Below are 17,627 nucleotides of genomic sequence, written 5' to 3'. Positions count from 1 at the left end.
GCCCTTCGGCATCCGCGGGGCCCGGCGGACGGGCCCCCGGTCCTTACGGGCTGCGGGGCTTGCGCCGTCCCACCGGCCGTGGCTGTGCCGCCGCTTCGAGTTCGGCGCAGGCACGTACCACCGCGGCACGGTGCTCGCTCGCCGAGCCACCGACTGCGATCCGGGTCCGCTCGGTGTGCTCCTGCTCCCTGCGTACGGCGGTGCGGTGGGCGATCCAGGCGCGGGCGAGGGTGGCGAAGGCACTCACCGACACGAGGACGAGCGCGAGGACGGGGTCGGCGGTGATGATCGACGGCATGGGGTCAACTCCCAGCGATCCGGGCGGTGTTGAGGATGCCTCCAACTCTGGGAGACGACGGGAGTTTCCCTCTACGCTGTGGAAACTCCGGGAAACTCAGATCGTCGGCAAGGGGGAGTCATGGCCGGGGGACGACCACCGAAGGACGACCGGCAACGCCATTCGGAGCTGGAGGAGCTGGCGGACTGGTTCGACCAGGCGATCGAGGAGGCGGGGTACCCGACCCACAACGCGGTCGTGCGGGCCGAACTCGCCTACAAGAACGTGGTGTACGGCATCAGCACCGCTGCTCGGCTCTTCCCGTTGCGGCAGGTCAAGTCGTACGCGGTCGCGCTGGGCCGCGAGCCCGCGGAGGTCGAACCGGTCTGGGTACGTGCCAAGGAGGCCATGGACCTGGCCGCCGACGCCGCCCGCGAGGCGCGCGCACCTCAGCTGACCTCATGGTCCGAACTCCCGCAGCCAAGCCTGTCGTTGAAGACCCTCCTGGAGGCACAGGCGCGAGCGGTGGAACGACTGCCGTACGACATGCTGGGCGTGGCGGAGCCGCCGCTTTCGGCCGTCTACGTACGGCAGCGGGTGCGGGTGCAGAGCGAAGCCACGGCGGAGCCGCCGGCGCGCCGGGGCGACGAGGCGACGAGGCGACGAGGCGACGAGGCGACGAGGCGACGAGGCGACGAGGCGACGAGGCGACGAGGCGCGCAACGAGCCGGCTCAGGGCACCGGACCACTGCGCGCCGATGCCAGGCTGCCGGTCCAGGACGCGCTCGCCCGCCACGAGCACCTGCTGATCACCGGCGAACCCGGCGCCGGAAAGTCAACGCTGACGAGCCATCTGGCATGGACTCTGGCACGCATATGGCTGCGTCAGGAGGCCAGCCTGTCGGCACCGCTCGCCGAACCGGTGCTGCCGGTACGGATCGCGGCGCACGCACTCGTCAGCGAGTCCGACTCCTGGAGCGCGGCGCTGGAGCAGGCCGTACGTCGCACCATGCGGCTGAGCATGGTCGCGGACCCCGCTTCCTGGCTGTTCCGGTCCAGGGTGCAGGGCGCCCGGTGGCTGGTCCTCCTGGACGGCCTGGACGAGATCACCGACGCCGACGCACGTCGGACCGTCGTCAAGGCGATCGCACAGCACGCGCGCGCCGACAGTGACTACCGCTTCGTCATCACCAGCCGACCGCTCCCGGACGCCGAGCTGTCGCCGCTGCGCACCGCAGTGCTCGGCGAGCACACACTGGAGCCGTTCGGTCCCGAGGAACTGCGAGAGTTCGCCGACAGGTGGTTCGCCGCGCAGTTCGATGCCGACGAGCAGGCACGGGCCGCCGCGGACCGGTTCCTCGACGAGACCGAGGACAGTCGCCTGCACGAGCTCGTGCGCAATCCGCTGCTGGCCACGATCGCCGCGGTGAACGCGACGGTGAGCCCCGGCCGCCCGCTGCCCACCCACCGCGTCAGCCTCTACGAGCGTTTCTTCGCTCGCCTGCTCTCCCCCGGAACGTCGGGCGGCAGACAGAGCGCGCTGCGCCGCCGTCTCCAGGACGATCCGGACCGCCTGGAGCTGTATCTGTGGCTCGAACGAAACAAGCGCGCCCTGCTCCGGGCGCTGGGCCGCCATCGGCTGGAGCACGAAGGGCCCCTCCTCGAAGCCGCCGCGGACTGGGTACGGGTGACGGGCCCGGCGTGCCTGCACGAACTGCCCGACTGGGAAGAGGGTCTTCCCGATGTCCTCGTCGGCACAGGGCTGCTCGTCAACGCGGAGGACGGATTCCGGTTCCTGCACCACTCCTTCGCCGAGTACTTCGCCGCCGAGGTGTACGCCGACGAGATCCGGGCCGACTTCCCGAATGCGGAGTCGTGGTTCTGGCGGGTGTTCCAGAGCGACGACCACACACTTCCGCTGTTCGTGATGTGCCTGTGGGCGAGTCGGCCCGATTGTGCCCCCGACCTGCTCGCGGAGCGTCTGTCCTCGGGGACGGCGGGCGGCCACTCGCGCTCTCTGCTGGCCGGGCTGCTCCTGGCCGAGGGCGTCCGGTTCGGCGAGTCGCACTGCCGTCAGGTGATCGAGCGTCTGGAGCGCATCGGCTGCTGTACCGGGGACCGGGACGACCAGGACGAGGCGTTCGACACCCTGGGCGGCCTCGGGCACATCCCGACGGTCACCGGGTGTGAGTAGTCGAGGTACAGGAAATCCCGGTGAGATTGATCTTGCTGTGCTTCCCCCACCGGTCGCCGTTCCGGGCCTGCGCGAGCAGCTGGGCCCCCAGGTCGTCGGAGCCGCCTTCGGCCCGGCAGGCCAGGTCGTCCAGCACGGTGTCGCCGTTGAGGACCTGCGCGGTGAGCCGTTCCATCAGCGCCGGGTCGGTGCCGCTGCCGGGCCCGGTGATGCAGGCATGGACCGGACGGCGGGGGCCGATGACTTGTGCATCGTCGGACCCGGCGGCGTCTTCGGCCTCGGCGAGCGCCCGGTACAGCGAGGCGACGGACGGGGGCTTGCCCGCGTTCTTGCCGGTCTTGATCGTGAGCTTCTTCGCGATCTGCGGGACGGGGACGCCCTTGTTCTTCAACGCGATGGCGAAGGTGAGCATGTCGTCGTCGATAACCTTCGGCCGTCCGCCGTGGTTGCCCTTCGCCGCGGCGGTCATCTGGCCCTCCAGGGTCTTCTCCCGGATGTAGTTGCGGTCGAGCTGGGCGGCGACGGCCAAGACGGCGAAGAACATCGCACCCATGCCGTTGGGGTCGTAGATGCCGGTGAGCGGGCCGGTGAGGAGTTCGAGCTGGACGCCGGCAGTCTGGAGCTGGGCGGACAGCGTCATCAGCTCCGCGGCGTTGCGAGCGAGTCGCTTGAGCTCGTGGACGGTGAGGATGACCTCCTGGTCGGGGGCGGCCTCCTTGATGTCGTACGCAAGCTTGAGCGCCTTCTCCAGTTCGGGACGGACCTTGACGCGGGTCGAGATCTTCTCGGAGAAGATGCGCTTGCAGACGGGTTCGAGGGCGGCGAGCTGGCTGGCGAGTTCCTGCTGTGCGGTCGAGCAGCGCGCGTACCCGATCCGGATCGGCTTCGCGACCGGTGCCGCCGGCGCCTGCTCGACGGGCGGCCCTGGCTTCCACGGCCGCCCGGGTCCGCGGTCCTCGGGGACGAGGACGTCGAGTTCCTCCCGCAGTGCGGGGATGAGGATGAAGCGGGCGGTGTGGTATTTCGTGGCGGCTTTCCCGCCGCGGGTGCGGCACGGGCTTCCGGCCGGGGCCTCACACTTCGGACAGTCGTTTCGTTCTACCGCGCTTGCAGCTTGATCGGGCGTCAGATCCACCCGGGCAGTCTGTCAGAACAGTCTCGCACAACGTGCGGGTTTTGAGAGGACTTCTGCGAACGCCGACCTGGGGAAACGTGATCGACCCCGGGTCGTTCTCAGAACTCTCGCAACTGGTCATTTATGCGAATCGCCGAGCGTCACGCTTGTCACCAAGCCGTTACAGACGGCCCGCTGGCCCCCACGATGCGGTTGACAGCAGCGACCACCACCAGGGCTGTCGCCTAGATTGCCACAGCGCCCTGCGTGAACGCCTACGGGCAGTGGATCACCACGCTTGGCGTCGAGACCGTCGCCGACTGCCTGGCGTCGGCGACGGATGCCCCTGAACGTCATGGCGACCTGATTCCGCCGGGGCCGTGGGGTGAGCGCGGACAGGCTCGGCGTTCGCGGATTGCGGTCGCTTACCCTGCTCCGGCGCATGCCTCCGCCTCTGCCAGGTACCGCGCCACCGGGCCCAGGGTCAGCATTCCGCTAGCGGCGCCGGCGTGTTCTGCACAGGCATCACGCAGGGCAGCTTCAGCGTGCGCGGCGATTCCGCGCTCGTCGAGGCGTACGGCGGCGCGGGCGGTCAGGCACCACATAGCCTCCTGCATGTGGTCACGCGGTGGTTCGGGCACCGCAGCGAGGGCGGTACGGGCCTGCTCGACCCGGTCCTGGGCGAGCAGCACGAGTGGGCGAGTCCAGGGCCTGTACGGGCCCCAGTCGAGGTGCGGGTCGGTGGGCGCGGGCCGGTCGTGCAGCAGGCGCAGTCCCAGTAGGGCGAGCGGGAACAGGCCGCGGTGCAGTCCCGGCATTCCGGCCGTCCGGAGGGCGTCCTCGGCAGCGCGGTAGTGCGCTGCTGCCGTGGCGGCGGTCGGTCCGCCGGGTTCGGTGCTGCGGGCGGCCGTGGCCCGGGCCCTGAACCACCCGGTGAGGACGGGGACGAGGGGCGCCTCGGTGATGGCGGCGAGCTGGTCGGCCGCGTTGGCGTGCGAGGTCGCGGCGTCGAGGTCGCCGAGGGCCGAGGCGGATTGCAGGCGGACGAGTCGGCCGAGTACGGCGAAGTTCGGCAGGTCGTGCAGGGTGGCCAGGTCGAGGATCTCGGCGCCGATCCGGTTCCGTGCCGCCGCGAGCCCGGGGCGGGTGAAGGACTGAAGGAACACTCCGTTGAGGGCGAAGGCCAGCAGGGCGGGATCGGCCAGGTCCCGTGCCAGCTCCTCGGCCTGACGCGCCGCCTGCTGCGCGTGCTTCAGCTCGGTCCCGGACAGATCGGCGCTGCGGCTCTCGACGGCGACCGTGGACAGGAGGCGGGCGCGCAGGTCGGCAGGGCCGTCTGGGCCGAGCCCGGTGAGCGTGCGCTCGGCAGCCGCGACGACGGCGCGGGACTGCTCGGGGTCGTCGGCCCGGCTCCAGAGGGCGGGCACGTCGTAGGCGCCGATGATCCGGGCGGTCAGGGAGAGGTTTCCCGTGCGTTCCGCCGCCTGGATGGCGGCGAGGCGGTCGCGCCGCGAGCGGACGAGGGCGTCGCCACCCGCCAGTGCGAGGGTGCGGGCCAGATCCACGGTGGTGCGCGGGCCGAGCCGGACACCAGGGCCGGTCCACGCCGTACGTGCTCCTTCGGGGGGCGCGGACCCGTTGAGGATGTCCGTCTCCAAGCGCTGAAGGTCGCCACCGGGGTCGAGTCCGAGTTGGTCGACGAGCATCGCGCGGGCACGGCGGAGGGTGGCAAGCGCGTCGGCCTGGCGGCCCGTGCGGTACAGCGCGCGGGCAAGCAGCTCCCAGGCCGGCTCGCGCCACGGGTGTTCGGCGACATGGGCACCCAGTTCGGCAACGAGATCGGCCCCTTCTCCGGAGTCGAGAAGGATCCGGGCGCGCAGTTCCACCCCCTCCAACCTCAATTCCTCCAGCCGGTTCCGCTCGCGCTGCGCCCATGCGGAGCCGGTCACATCGGCGTAGGCGGGTCCTCGCCAGGCCGCGAGTGCCGCGCCGAGGTCGGTCACCGCGGCGGGGTTGCGGCGGGCTCGGGCCAGGGTGTCCTGGAACCGATGGACGTCCACGTCCTCGCGCGGCAGGCGCAGCGCGTAGCCGGGACCTTCGGTGACGATGACGCGCGGCGGATTGCGGGGCGGCCGGTCGGGTTCGAGGGCACGGCGCAGCGCGGCGACGAAGGTACGCAAAGCACCCACGGCGCGGGCAGGCGGAACGGTCCACAGGTCATCGACGAGGGTGTCGGTGGTGACCATCCGTCCCTCGGCGGCGACGAGCCGGGCGAGTACCTCACGATGGCGGGGTCCGCCCAGGTCAACCGGGCTGCCGTCGTCGCGGAGGGCACGCACCACACCGAGCACGTCGATTCGCATGCCCCCATCCTCCGTGCCAGGGGCCGACTGCGCCCAACCGTACTGATCGGCTGCTGATCGCCGTCGCCCAAGCTGATCCGGTCAAGTCCTCGACCCGAAAGGGTGGTCCCTCATGACGCTCACCATTCCCGGCTTCGATCACGTCCGCCTGCCCGGTGCGGACGGTGTGGAGCTGGCTGCAGCTGTCGGCGGCAGCGGAAGCCCGGTCGTGCTGTTGCACGGTTTTCCCCAGACCCACCTGATGTGGCGACACGTCGCCGAGCGGCTCGCCGACGAGCACACGGTGATCTGTCCTGACCTGCGGGGCTACGGCGCCAGCGACAAGCCGGCAGCCTCCGACCCCGATGTGTACGCCAAGCGCACCATGGCCGCCGACGTCGTGACCCTGGCGGCGGCGCTCGGCCACGAGCGCTTTGCCCTCGTCGGCCACGACCGAGGCGCCCTGGTCGCCTTCCGGGCGGGGCTGGACCACCCTGAGACCATCACGCACCTGGGCATCCTCGACATCGTGCCGACGCTCGACATGTGGAACGTCCTGCACGGCACCTCGGCGGCGGTCGGCTACCACCTCTTCCTCATGGCGCAGCCGCCGGGCCTGCCGGAGACGATGATCGCAGGCAGCGCGGACGCGTTCTTCGGCTCCTTCCTCGACGCCTGGGCCAACGACCCGACCACCATGCCCGAGGATGTACGTGCCGAATACCTGCGCGCGAGCGCCGCGGCAGTGGCGTCGATCGTCGCGGACTACCGGGCCTCGGCGGACATCGACGTCATGCACGACCAAGCGGACCTGGACGCCGGGTCGCAGCTGGCCATGCCCGTGACGGTCGTCCAGCAGGACTGGGGCGCGCAGCTCGGCTACGACGCTGCCGGGGTGTGGAAGGCGTGGGCGCCGGACCTGGACCACCGGCTGACCCGCGCCGGGCACTTCATGGCCGAAGAGGCACCCGACGAGATCGCAGCCGTGATCCGGGGCCTGCTGGCCCGCTGAGCCTCCTGCTCTCGACTCGTCGGCTGGGCCGCGGTCGGTCGGCGAGCGCCAGGTTTTCGGCGATCAGCATACTTTTGCGCTGGGTACCCAGGCGGTGCCGCCCGGCCTGCACGGGGTACCACGAACGGCCTAACGTCTTGGGTGCGCCGGCGGTCAGTTCTCTTCCTCGTCGTCCTCGGCCGCGGGGTCGCGGAAGGGGCGCAGGCCCTGGCCGGGGCCGCTGGCCGTGATGTTGAACAGGTAGCGGCCCAGGAAGTTGATGTGCCGGTCCCTGAGCGGGGAGAGGCGAGCTGCGTCCTCGTCCTTGATGTCGTGGCCCTCGGCGCGGAGCCGGGCCACGGCGGCATCCAGGTAGCGGGTGTTCCACAGCACCACGGCATTGAGGACCAGGCCCAGGGCGGCCAGCTTGTCCTCCTGGCCCTCGCGGTACGCCTGGCGGATCTGGCCGCGGCCGCCGTGACAGATCGCGCGGGCGAGCCGGTGGCGTGACTCCTGGACGGTGAGCTGGCGGTTCATCAGCCGCCGGTAGGTGTCGTCCACCGGGTCGACCAGGGCGAGCAGGTGCATGGTCTTGTCGATCCGCCCGTACTCGGCGAACGCGGCCCCCAGCGGGGTCGGGTGGCCCTCGCGGCCAAACATCCGCAGCCGGTCGTAGGCGCGGACCTGGTTGGTGATGAGCGACCCGGCCACGCGGAGCATGTCCGGCCAGTGCGTGGCGATCTTCTTCAGGTTGACCTTGTGGCAGGCCACGTCGTCCAGCGGCCCGTACCCGGCCGGCTCACCGCCGTCGTCGGGCAGGTCGGCCCGCCAGAACCGCTGGTCTTCCAGGTCCCGGAAGCGCGGAGCGAAGCGGAAGCCGAGTATCTTGTACAGGCCGAACGCCATGTCCGAGTACGAGGCGTTGTCGGTCGCGACCATCTCCGGCTTCACCCCGCCGTCGAGGTTCAGCAGGGTGTCCAGCGTGTACAGGCTGTCGCGCGGCGTGCCGCGCACCACCATCGCGCCGATCCCCGCCACCTGGTCGTTTACTGCATTGAGCCAGGTCACGCCCCGTTTGTAGCCGTAATACCTGGGCGAGGGACCCGTGTTGATGCTCTTGACCGGGACGACGAAGCGCAGCCCGTCGACGGAGGCGAGCAGCCCGCCGCCCCACATCTGGGCCAGCTCGATACGGGACTGGGCAGTGATGAGCGCGGCGTTCGCCGCGGCGATGGTGTCGGCGCGCACGTAGTTCTGGTCGACGTGGGACAGTCGCGAGCGGGTCAGCGCCTTGTTCTCCGTGTCGATGACCGGGGTCAGGCCGATGCTGCAGCTCTGGGAGACCAGCAACGCGACCAGGGAGATGAGCAGGCCCTCCATGCGGGTGCGCCGCTCGGAGACGTGGCCGAAGGCATCGAGGAACCCGGTCCAGGAATGGACCTCGAACAGCAGGTCTGGCAGCTCGATCCGGGGGAGCATCGCCTCCGTGGTGTTCTTCAGCCAGGTCAGCGACTCCGGCTCACCTACCGCACCCAGCTTGTCCACCGACAACTTGGCCCTGCCGCCGCCCTCGGGGACGACGACCTCCACCTTCGCGTCGTCACCGGCCTCCTGAAGCCGGTCGGCCATCTGCCGCCACGCGGCATCCAGCCCCCGGACCAGCTGGTCCAGGTGCTCGGCGGCATCTTCGGGCAGGGACAGGCCCGCCAGCACGTCCGCCTTCATCGCCTCCCACCGCGGCCCGTCCAACAGCCTCGCGCGCGGGTCCGCCCACCAGTTCGACGGCGAGGCGAACACGTCCCGCCGGTTCAGCGCGCGATGCAGCTGCTCCAGCACGCACACCACGTACGCGTCACGGTCGACCGCGCCCTGCGGCAGCTTCGAGTTGGAGAACACCGCCCGCTTCCACATCGCCGGCACGAGTTCGGCGTCGACCTCGCGGGGCAGCAGCGGCCGGTCCTTCGCCGCCGCGATAGCGCGGGCAGCCGGCGCACCGCGGTGCGCACCCGCCGCCCGGCCGGGGCCGCGCCGAGCGCGTCCGACTCACCCAGCAGAGACAGGAACGGCCGGACGGTGTTGTAGCGCAGGGCCAGCTTCTCCCGCATGGCCGCCTCGGCCGACCCGTCGTCCTCCGGTACCAGGGACTCCACGGTCGCGACCGCCCCCGCGACCGCCGTACGCGGCATGGCCTCCTCAACCGCCGCCCACAACGCGCCGACGTCCAGGTCCGTCCCGGCCTCGGCGACCAGGTCCAGCTCCTCGGTCAGGATCTTCGACGCCTTCGCCAGGATGCGGGCCGCCTTCTCCAGCTGCGGCAGCATCGCGAGACGATCCCGGTCCGACGCCCGACGGGCCGGGCTGATCAGCCGGTTCGCCATCAGCACCGCGAACAGGTCCAGCGCGTCATCGACCGCCTGCGCCTCCAACTGACGCACCACCGCCGTCAACAGCGCGGTCCGCCGCGGCTCCGGCGCCCGCTCGATCGTCTGCGCCTTGCTCAACTGCCCGTACCGGGCCAGCGTGGACAGCCGGTTCACCGGCACCCGGGACAGGTTCACCCGCCCCAGCGCGAACGCCGAGATCTCCTCCACCCGCTCCATGGCCCGCACCATCGCCGTACCCGTCGACTTGGTCGGCGGAGTACGCAGCCGCTCCAGCTCAGAGACCCGCTTGCCCTCCGGCACCACCAGCAGCTCAGCCAGCGCCCGCGCGAGCGACGGATCAGCCTGGGACGCGGCGCGGGCCACCGCCTCGTACAAGCGCCGCTCGGCAACCTTCCGGGCCTCCGACACCTGCCGTGCCAACACCGAAACGCCGGGCAGCAGCACCCGGTTCTTCCGCAGCCACGTCACAGCGTGGTTGAACAGCGCCACCGGCCCCTCGGCATGTGTCCACGCCCGCCCGTACAGGAAGCCGCGGAACTCCCGCCCCCACTTCCGATCCGCGAAGTCCCGGTACTTGAACCGCTTCTGGATCTCCGCCGCGTGCTCGTACACCGTCGACCGGCGCTCCGGGTACCGCTTGACGCACGAGGCATCAGCGATGCCGAGCTGTCCGGCCAGGTACTCCACGGCCTCCCACGGCACCGCGAGTGGGTCCTCACCCAGGAACCGGCCGATGTAGCGGACCGTGCAGATCTGCAAGGCCATGCCCAGGCGATGTGCGTCCATACGCCGCAGGGCGATCAGGTCGCGGTCGTCATCGTCGAGGAAGAAGAACCGCTCCAGTTCCGGGCGGGTGGGCACCTCGGTGAACGTCCCGTACGCCTCGGCCTGCTCATCAGTTAAAAATTCCACCGGCATGCGGCGGACGGTAGCGATGCCCCGGCAGCGATCGAGGATCTTCCTCCGAACCCCCGCACCAGGCCGATCGCGTGTGCTAGACGACCATGATCATTCTCACCGGGATTTCCTGTACCTCAACTACAAGCGCCGCCAATTGCATCGGATGCGAACTGGCGACGGTATGCGCATCGCGTCCGAGGCGATGCACGGCTATGCGGCTGACCAGCGGCGTCGGGCGTCTGAGTGGAGTGTGACCGTAGCTCTTGGCAAGGGGTAGTGGCGAGCCCTTGTCACTCGTGGGGGTGGATGGTCTGCGGTTTCAGCTCCGGCTCGCATCTGATGCGGTTTCCTCGCATCAGATGCGAGTGACGGAGAGTGGTGGCCGGTGAGGTTCAGAGGGACGGTGCCGGGGGCGGCGACGCTGCACCTGGCGGACGGGGTCGCACTACTGAGGCCGGAAGAGCAGGTGTTCACGGCAATGCTGGGCGGCTTTGCCAACCAGCAGCTCGCGCGGAACCTGGCCCGCTCTACGGTCGAGGGCCGGGAGAACACGGTGAAGGCGTTCGCCGCCTACGTGAATGCATTCCCGTGGCAGTGGACGCCGGCGATGGTCGACGAGTGGCTTGGTGACCTGCGCTCATTGCGTGACCTGAAGCGCTCGACGATCCGCTCGTACTCCGAAGCCGTCCGCGCCTTCTGCCACTTCGCCACCGATCCTCTCTACGAGTGGGCCACCACCTGCGAAGAGCGGTTCGGCTCCCACCCGGTCCAGGTCGTGCATGAGTGGGCAGCGGCCGGACGTCGGTGAACTTCCACTCCTTCCGCAGGTCCTACGTCACGCATCTGATCGAGGACGGCTGGGACCCGCGGTTCGTCCAGGAGCAGGTCGGCCACGACCACGCGAGCACAACCTCGATCTACACCTGCGTCAGCTCAGACTTCCGCACCCGCACCCTGCGACGACACCTGGACGGCACCGTCGCCGCCGCTCTGGAGAGCCAGAACCGGAGGCAGTCGTGAAACGCAGGGTCGGCTACACGTGGAAGCTGCGTGAGGTGATGGCCGCGCACGGCATCTTCACCACCGCCGAACTGGTGCCGATGCTGCGCGACCGAGGCATCGAGCTGTCCGCATCTCAGATCCACCGACTGGTCTCCGGCACCCCCGAACGGCTTTCCCTCCAAGTACTGGCCGCGTTCTGCGACATCTTCGCCTGCACACCGGCCGACCTGGTCACGACAACTGCCGAGAACGCCGGAGTCCGCAAGACCGCGACGGGCGACGTTCCGGCCCCGCCGTCGGCAGTCGCGAAACTGCGCCCCCGGCCGGCCCGGATTCTGCCTGACGCGTGAGCCCGACCTACACTCCGGAAGAGTGCGAGCGCTGGCACAAGAGGACCTGCGCCCGCTGCCAGCGGCACGGCTGGTTCGCCGCCCGCTGGCCCGATGGCCACGTATGCCGCACCTGCCACGACAAGGCCGTCCTAGTCCGCGGCACCTGCCCCGGTTGCGGCGACGAGCGCGCGCTTCCCGGCCTGCGGCCCGGCGACGGCAGACGGATCTGCTCCGACTGCGCGGGCTTCATGATGTCCTACCGATGCTCTCGCTGCGGAACGGAGGACAAGCTCCACCGCGCACGGCTCTGCACTCGATGCACCATCGCCGACCGACTCGACGAACTGCTGAACGACGGAACCGGCCGCATCCGCCCCGAACTTCTCCCGCTGGCCGACTCGCTCTTGGCCATGGACAGCCCACTGTCCGGCCTTGCCTGGCTGAACAGGAGTAACGGCAAGCCCGGCTCCACCGCTGACCTCCTACGGCGGCTCGCTCAAGGCGACATCGAGCTGACCCACGAGGCCTTCCATCATCTCCAGCCATGGCGGGCCGCCGCCCACCTGCGGGAACTCCTCATGACCTGCTGCACCTTGCCCGCCATCGACAAACGAATCTGCTCGTTCGAACGATGGCTCATCGAGCACCTCGCCAGCATCCCCGACCCCGACCACGCTCAGATCATCCGCCGATACGCCACCTGGGAAGTGCTGCCACGGCTACGGACCCGCGCCGAGAAGAAGCCAGTCACACCAGCCGCCCGCAGACGCGTCGCGGACCAGGTCAAGCAGGCCACCGCGTTCCTAGACTGGCTCGCCGACCGGGACCACACTCTCGCCACCTGCGGCCAGACCGGCATCGACGCCTGGCACGCCGAACACAACCAGCACGCCCGCAACACCATCCGGAACTTCCTGCTGTGGTGCTCGACCAGCAAGCTCACCCGGCCCTTCCGGCTTCCTCCAGTGCACATCAGCCGGGCCGCACCGATGCCGCAGACCGAGCGCCTGGAGCTGATCGGACGCCTTCTCACCGACCCGAACCTGCCTCTGCGAGTCCGGGTCGCGGGGTGCATCGTCCTGCTTTACGCCCAGCCGCTCAGCCGCGTCGTCCGCCTCACGCTGGAAGACATCACCCGCACCCAGCAGCAGACCCTTCTCCGGCTCGGCGAGCCGCCATCCCCTGTTCCCGAACCGCTCGCGGAACTCCTGTTCCGCTGGATTGAGAGCCGGGACAACATGAACACCGCGACCAACCACGCCTGCCGGTGGCTGTTCCCGGGCCGCCGAGCCGGGCAACCGATCCACCCCGACGTCCTTGCGGCGCTCCTCAACGACATCGGCATCCCCACCACCGCCGGTCGCACCGCCGCGATCCGGCAGCACGTGCTGGAGATGCCCGCCCCGGTCGTCGCGGAGGCTCTGAGCTACCACCAGGTCACCACGGCCAAGTTGGCCTCCGAGGCCGGAGGCAGCTGGAGCCGATACGTCTCTGGGGACCACTGGCGGTCACCGCCAGGCTGGACCCCTCGGCGAACTGGTGACAGTTGAATACGCGAGCTCACCAGTATCACACCCGGTCACCGACCGGCTGGAGGTCATAGCCCGGTCGGTACGCATGCCGGTCGAGCCACGCATGCTGGCGATACGCGGGCTCGGCCGGTCCGGAACGGCCGAGGTCGCCGAGGAACTGCTGAACGACGTCATGGGCGCCGTCTACGGCTGGCTGGGCAAGGCGGCCGAGATCGCCTCAACCCTCGGGCCTCAGGCGAAGAAGTCGGTGCGCGCCCGCGCCCTGGAACTCACGGACGACCTGAGTACCGCTCCATCGATCACCGGAATCGTGCTGAAGGCCCTGGCCCGCCTGGGCCTGACGGAGGACGTCGACCGTCTCGCCGGCCCGGCGCTGAGCAACCACGCCGTTCCCTCCGGCGCTGTCCGGCAGATCACGGAATCCTGGCTCACCGTCACCGCATCGGAGAACCGGCGGCACGTGGCAGAGTCGGTCGCGGCCCTGATCCTCGAACGCCCCGTCGGCGACGGCCAGAGCCACATGGCGGCCGGGGAGGTACTGGAGAAGTTCGGTGAGAACGAGGCCGCGGTCCCCGTCGCCCGGCGCCTGCTCGTTCCCGGCCCGGTAAACCCTGAAACGGTGAAGTGGGCGGCCTCGATCCTGGTCAAGGTGTACGGGCAGCAGGCCGTTGCCGAGATCTCGGGCGCGCTGCACGCCAGTTCCCCCCGACACGGGCCAGTACCTCGGAGTCCCAGCCCAGCTGCACATCGCCCTGGCCGGGCTCGGGGCACGCGACGAGGCGGCCTCATGGGCCCGCGAGCTCCTCGGCAGCTCACCCTGGTCCGTCAACTACGCCGAGCACCCCGTCGCCGTCTGGCTGGCGGCCGAAGGTCCGTCGGCGGTCGCCGCCGTGATGCGGCAGACCACGCGCGGCCGGAACGTGGTGGCAGAGGACCGGCCGGACGTGGCCGAGGCCCTCTCCGACGCCGGAGCCCGTGACGAAGCCGACGAAGTCGCCGAACTCGCGCTGCGTACTCCGAACGGCTACCAGCGGGGGTATGAGAACACCGCGCGCATCTTCATCAAGAACCAGGGCATCACCGGCGTCGAGCAGCTTCTGGAGATCTGGCGGTCGACACCCCTGCTGGCCCAGGACGGCAGGTGGCTGCGTGGCGTGATCGCCGCACTGCCCACGTGCCAGGAACACTGGGAGCGCCTCCTTCCGGTCGCCCGCGAACTGGGCCGGGCGCTCGTCGCACTGCCCACGGCGGACAGCACATCTGCCATGTCGGGGCTCCGGTTCCTCTTCGACATCGAGGGCGCCGATGCGGTGCCCCTGGCGGTCGACTCGGCCCTTCGGCGGTCCTGGTCCTGGCTGTCGTGGAAGGACATCCGTGAGATAGCGAGCGAATGCGTGGCCTTCGGCAGACTCGAAGACGCCATCACGCTGTGGCGGCAGATCCTGAGCCAGCCGCACACCGGACCGGGCATCGACCTCGATGTACTCGAGGACATCGAGGCGGCCGGCGCCACCGCGGAGGCGGCCGCCTGCGTCATGGCACTTCTCGACGACAAGACCCTCCATGCCCCTCGCCGCCTGCGCCTGCGCCAGCTCCTGGCCTGGCTCGAGGAGGGCGAGCGGTACGCCCCCATGACGCCCTCGGTCAGTACGTAGGCTGGTGGCGGCACCATCAGCCCGTACCACGCAGGAGAGCAGCCCATGTACTTCACCGACCGCGGCATCGAGGAACTGGAGAAGCGGCGCGGCGAGGAGGAGGTCACCTTCGAGTGGCTCGCCGAGCAGCTTCGTACGTTCGTCGATCTCAACCCGGACTTCGAGGTTCCGGTGGAACGGCTCGCGACCTGGCTGGCACGGCTGGACGACGAGGACGACGAGTAGGCCCCCACGGGGGTACGACCGGCCGGGGCTCACGGGGGTCGGCGGGCCGCAGGGAGTGCGGCGCGCGGGCCTCGGTGGTTGGCCGTCGGTCGCACTGGTCGACTGTCCATCGCGCGGTTGACTGTCCGCCGTAGCCGGCCGCCTTCTGCCGCGCTGTCGCCTCTCGGCCGCTCAGCCCGGTGCACCGCTGTCTGCCGGGCGCGCCTTCGGTCCTCACGCACTCGCGGGGTCGGCCGTCAGCCGCGTCAGCCCTGATTCCGTCGCACGGTTCTCACTCCGTCGCACGGACATCCGTCAGCCGCGCGGCCCCGAGCGGTCGTACGCGAGGCCCGGCACTTCGTGTGCCGGCAGGAACACACACCCTCAGAGCTCCAGCGGCCTCCGCGGTGACACAGCGCCCGGCCGTGAGTGGAAGGCCGCTCGGGCCAAGGCCGGGCCGGAGGCTGTCCCGGATCAGGCAGTTTCGTCACTTTCCTTCCCATTCATTCCCCGAAAAGAGTGCCTTGACTTCCGGCAGCCGCGATATATCGTGATTAAGGAAAGACGCGATATGGCGCGTTGTGTGCGCCGCGTTCGCACGGCCAAGGAGGAGGTCAGCAATGTCCGAGTGGTCCGTCGCAGAGCCGAGGAAGCTCACCTTCGATGCCCCCGTGACGGCACTCCACGTGCGCATCGTCAACGGAACGGTCAACGTGGTGGGCACCGACGAGGGTTCCACCCGCCTGGAGGTCTCGGAGGTGGAGGGCCCGCCGCTCACGGTGACGCAGCAGGACGGCACCCTGACCGTGGCGTACGACGACCTCCCCTGGAAGGGCTTCCTGAAGTGGCTCGACCGCAGGGGCTGGCGCCGCAGCGCGGTGGTCTCCCTGGCTGTCCCGGCGTCCACCCGCGTGGAGGTCGGCGTGATCGGGGCCAACGCCATGGTCTCCGGGATCGACGGAAGCGCCGAAGTGAAGGGCGTCACGGGAGAGACCACCCTGGTCGGCCTGTCCGGCCCGATCCGTGCCACGACGGTGTCGGGCAGCGTGGAGGCCCAGGGCGTCGCCGGCGAACTGCGGCTCAACTCCGTCTCCGGCGATCTGACCGTCATCGAAGGCGCTTGCCCGCTCGTGAAGGCGGACTCGGTGAGCGGCTCGATCATCCTGGACCTGGACCCCACGAGCGGCCCCACCGACGCCCGCCTGACGAACGTCTCGGGCGAGATCGCCATCCGGCTCCCCCACCCGGTGGACGCCGAGGTCGAGGCGAACACAGCGAGCGGCGCCGTGTCGAACGCCTTCGAGGATCTGCGCATGAGCGGCCAGTGGGGCGCAAAGAGGATCACGGGCCGCCTGGGCGGGGGCAACGGCCGACTGCAGGCGACCACGGTCTCCGGCTCCATCGCCCTCCTCCGTCGCCCGCCCACGGAGGACGAGCCATGGGACGCGATACCCGAGCCACGCGACACCCCCGAGCCCCACGGGCCGGCGGACACATTCCGGCCCCGAGACACCCCGCCCGCACACGCGTCCCCGGGCACCAGCAGCGGCACCGCCGACACATCCGGCCGTTCCCCCGACGGCACGACCGGCGGCCCGACCGAGCGGAAGGAGCTCTGACATGCCTCCCGTCTTCGCCCATGGACGACTGCGGCTCTACCTGCTGAAGCTGCTCGACGAGGCGCCACGCCACGGATACGAGGTGATACGGCTGTTGGAGGAGCGCTTCCAGGGGCTGTACGCACCGTCCGCGGGCACGGTCTACCCGCGGCTGGCCAAGCTGGAGGCCGAGGGTCTGGTCACGCACACCACCGAGGGCGGCCGCAAGGTGTACGCGATCACGGACGCGGGCCGCGCCGAACTGGCCGACCGCAGCGGCGAGCTGGCCGACCTGGAGCTGGAGATCCGCGAGTCGGTCGCGGAGCTGGCCGCCGAGATCCGGGCGGACGTCCGGGGCGCGGCGGGCGATCTGCGCCGCGAGATGCGGGCCGCGGCCACCGAGGCCCGGCGGGGTACCAAGGAGCACGGAGGCGGGTACGAAGAGCGCGGCAACCAGCCCGAGAAGGAGTCATGGCGTGCCGCCAAGGAGGAGATGCGTCGCGTCAAGCACGAGTGGAAGGAACAGACTCGCCGCGCCAAGGACGAGAGCCGGCGGGCCCGTGAAGAGGCCCAGCGGGCACGCCACCAGGCCAAGGAAGCCCAGGAGCGGGTTCGCGCTCAGGCGCAGGAGGAGCTGCAGCGTGTCGCGCGGAGGGTTCAGGAGCAGGTCCAGGACCACTTCGCACGCGGCGACTGGCCGACGGGCGTGCGGGAGGGACTGACCGAACTGGCCAAGGAATTCGGCGAGTTCGGGAAGGACTTCGGCAAGGAGTTCGGAAAGGACTTCGGTATCGGACGCAAGGAGACGTCGGGCACGTCGAAGGCGGACATGGAACCGGAGTTCTCGACGACCCCCGAGGACTTCCCGGGAACGTACGAACCCTCCTGGGCACACGAGGACTTCTCGGGCGACCCGGCGCGCGCGCTCGACCGTCTGCTGGACCGCTTCCGTGACGACATCCGCGACGCGGCCCGCGACCACGGTGTGACCGAGGAGCAACTCCGAGAAGCCCGCCGCCACCTGTCGACCGCGGCTGCGCACATCGGAGCGACGCTGCGATCACCGAGGGAGTGAGACCGCGGACCTGACGGCGGTGACGTC

At 70.1% G+C, this 17,627-nt stretch carries 14 protein-coding genes and 1 pseudogene; 11 read left to right on the top strand and 4 right to left on the bottom strand.

All coding sequences use genetic code 11. The features are described 5' to 3' along the window. Positions 1-43: 43 nt before the first annotated feature. Complete coding sequence (locus BIV24_RS27495) at positions 44-298, bottom strand: hypothetical protein (RefSeq protein WP_071369163.1); 255 nt, start codon at positions 296-298, stop codon at positions 44-46. A 727-nt stretch (positions 299-1,025) separates the two neighbouring features. On the opposite strand from BIV24_RS27495, the gene BIV24_RS35750 reads away from it, so the two are divergent. Next, a complete protein-coding gene (locus tag BIV24_RS35750; protein ID WP_342745288.1) occupies positions 1,026-2,471 on the top strand; it encodes an NACHT domain-containing protein in 1,446 nt (481 codons plus the stop codon). Here BIV24_RS35750 and BIV24_RS32600 read toward each other — a convergent pair. Together BIV24_RS32600 and BIV24_RS27480 are read right to left on the bottom strand one after the other, a co-directional pair. Beyond that, positions 2,455-3,606 carry a recombinase family protein gene (locus tag BIV24_RS32600; protein ID WP_079168568.1) on the bottom strand — a complete coding sequence of 384 codons (1,152 nt, stop codon included), beginning with the start codon at positions 3,604-3,606 and terminating at the stop codon, positions 2,455-2,457. The genes BIV24_RS35750 and BIV24_RS32600 overlap by 17 nt on opposite strands. Before the next feature lie 404 nt (positions 3,607-4,010). Continuing rightward, on the bottom strand, positions 4,011-5,948 hold the full coding sequence (locus tag BIV24_RS27480) for an AfsR/SARP family transcriptional regulator (RefSeq protein WP_071369161.1): 1,938 nt from the start codon (positions 5,946-5,948) through the stop codon (positions 4,011-4,013). 112 nt (positions 5,949-6,060) lie between these two features. Between BIV24_RS27480 and BIV24_RS27475 the strand changes: the two genes are divergently transcribed. Continuing rightward, the gene (locus BIV24_RS27475) at positions 6,061-6,939 is read left to right on the top strand and encodes an alpha/beta fold hydrolase (protein WP_071369160.1); all 879 of its coding nucleotides are present in this window, start codon (positions 6,061-6,063) and stop codon (positions 6,937-6,939) included. Between the two features lie 153 nt (positions 6,940-7,092). Here the strand turns inward: BIV24_RS27475 and BIV24_RS27470 are convergent. Next, a pseudogene (locus BIV24_RS27470) lies at positions 7,093-10,220 on the bottom strand (Tn3 family transposase). Between the two features lie 367 nt (positions 10,221-10,587). Here BIV24_RS27470 and BIV24_RS32595 point away from each other — a divergent pair. From BIV24_RS32595 to BIV24_RS27425, 9 genes are all read left to right on the top strand, one after another. Continuing rightward, a complete protein-coding gene (locus BIV24_RS32595; RefSeq protein WP_245766955.1) occupies positions 10,588-11,010 on the top strand; it encodes a hypothetical protein in 423 nt (140 codons plus the stop codon). Then, on the top strand, positions 11,007-11,222 hold the full coding sequence (locus BIV24_RS35745) for a tyrosine-type recombinase/integrase (protein ID WP_071369158.1): 216 nt from the start codon (positions 11,007-11,009) through the stop codon (positions 11,220-11,222). Before BIV24_RS32595 ends, BIV24_RS35745 begins: the two co-directional genes overlap by 4 nt. Beyond that, positions 11,219-11,554 (top strand): helix-turn-helix domain-containing protein, encoded by a 336-nt coding sequence (locus tag BIV24_RS27455; RefSeq protein ID WP_071369157.1) that lies wholly within the window; start codon positions 11,219-11,221, stop codon positions 11,552-11,554. Before BIV24_RS35745 ends, BIV24_RS27455 begins: the two co-directional genes overlap by 4 nt. Then, positions 11,551-13,086: a hypothetical protein gene (locus tag BIV24_RS35740; RefSeq protein WP_071369156.1), complete on the top strand. Its 1,536-nt coding sequence runs from the start codon at positions 11,551-11,553 to the stop codon at positions 13,084-13,086. Before BIV24_RS27455 ends, BIV24_RS35740 begins: the two co-directional genes overlap by 4 nt. Before the next feature lie 67 nt (positions 13,087-13,153). Beyond that, the gene (locus BIV24_RS27445; RefSeq protein ID WP_071369155.1) at positions 13,154-14,047 is read left to right on the top strand and encodes a hypothetical protein; all 894 of its coding nucleotides are present in this window, start codon (positions 13,154-13,156) and stop codon (positions 14,045-14,047) included. Then, positions 14,013-14,723 carry a hypothetical protein gene (locus tag BIV24_RS27440; RefSeq protein WP_143064674.1) on the top strand — a complete coding sequence of 237 codons (711 nt, stop codon included), beginning with the start codon at positions 14,013-14,015 and terminating at the stop codon, positions 14,721-14,723. The genes BIV24_RS27445 and BIV24_RS27440 overlap by 35 nt, the downstream gene beginning before the upstream one ends. A gap of 45 nt (positions 14,724-14,768) precedes the next feature. Next, complete coding sequence (locus BIV24_RS27435) at positions 14,769-14,948, top strand: DUF6104 family protein (RefSeq protein ID WP_003992906.1); 180 nt, start codon at positions 14,769-14,771, stop codon at positions 14,946-14,948. 599 nt (positions 14,949-15,547) lie between these two features. Beyond that, positions 15,548-16,546 (top strand): DUF4097 family beta strand repeat-containing protein, encoded by a 999-nt coding sequence (locus BIV24_RS27430; protein ID WP_071369153.1) that lies wholly within the window; start codon positions 15,548-15,550, stop codon positions 16,544-16,546. 1 nt (position 16,547) lies between these two features. Further along, positions 16,548-17,600: a PadR family transcriptional regulator gene (locus BIV24_RS27425; protein WP_071369152.1), complete on the top strand. Its 1,053-nt coding sequence runs from the start codon at positions 16,548-16,550 to the stop codon at positions 17,598-17,600. The last annotated feature ends 27 nt before the right edge of the window (positions 17,601-17,627 follow it).

The organism is Streptomyces colonosanans, from assembly GCF_001866645.1.
Lineage (GTDB): Bacteria > Actinomycetota > Actinomycetes > Streptomycetales > Streptomycetaceae > Streptomyces > Streptomyces colonosanans.
Note: the sequence above shows the minus strand (reverse complement) of the source record. Positions and strands in the feature narration are given on the sequence as shown.

Bases quoted from the DNA above. Each gene is read 5' to 3' on its own strand.
- BIV24_RS27480 (WP_071369161.1), bottom strand. From the start codon at position 5,948: ATGCGAATCGACGTGCTCGGTGTGGTGCGTGCCCTCCGCGACGACGGC.
- BIV24_RS27445 (WP_071369155.1), top strand. From the start codon at position 13,154: ATGCCGGTCGAGCCACGCATGCTGGCGATACGCGGGCTCGGCCGGTCC.
- BIV24_RS27495 (WP_071369163.1), bottom strand. From the start codon at position 298: ATGCCGTCGATCATCACCGCCGACCCCGTCCTCGCGCTCGTCCTCGTG.
- BIV24_RS27425 (WP_071369152.1), top strand. From the start codon at position 16,548: ATGCCTCCCGTCTTCGCCCATGGACGACTGCGGCTCTACCTGCTGAAG.
- BIV24_RS27435 (WP_003992906.1), top strand. From the start codon at position 14,769: ATGTACTTCACCGACCGCGGCATCGAGGAACTGGAGAAGCGGCGCGGC.
- BIV24_RS27430 (WP_071369153.1), top strand. From the start codon at position 15,548: ATGTCCGAGTGGTCCGTCGCAGAGCCGAGGAAGCTCACCTTCGATGCC.
- BIV24_RS27475 (WP_071369160.1), top strand. From the start codon at position 6,061: ATGACGCTCACCATTCCCGGCTTCGATCACGTCCGCCTGCCCGGTGCG.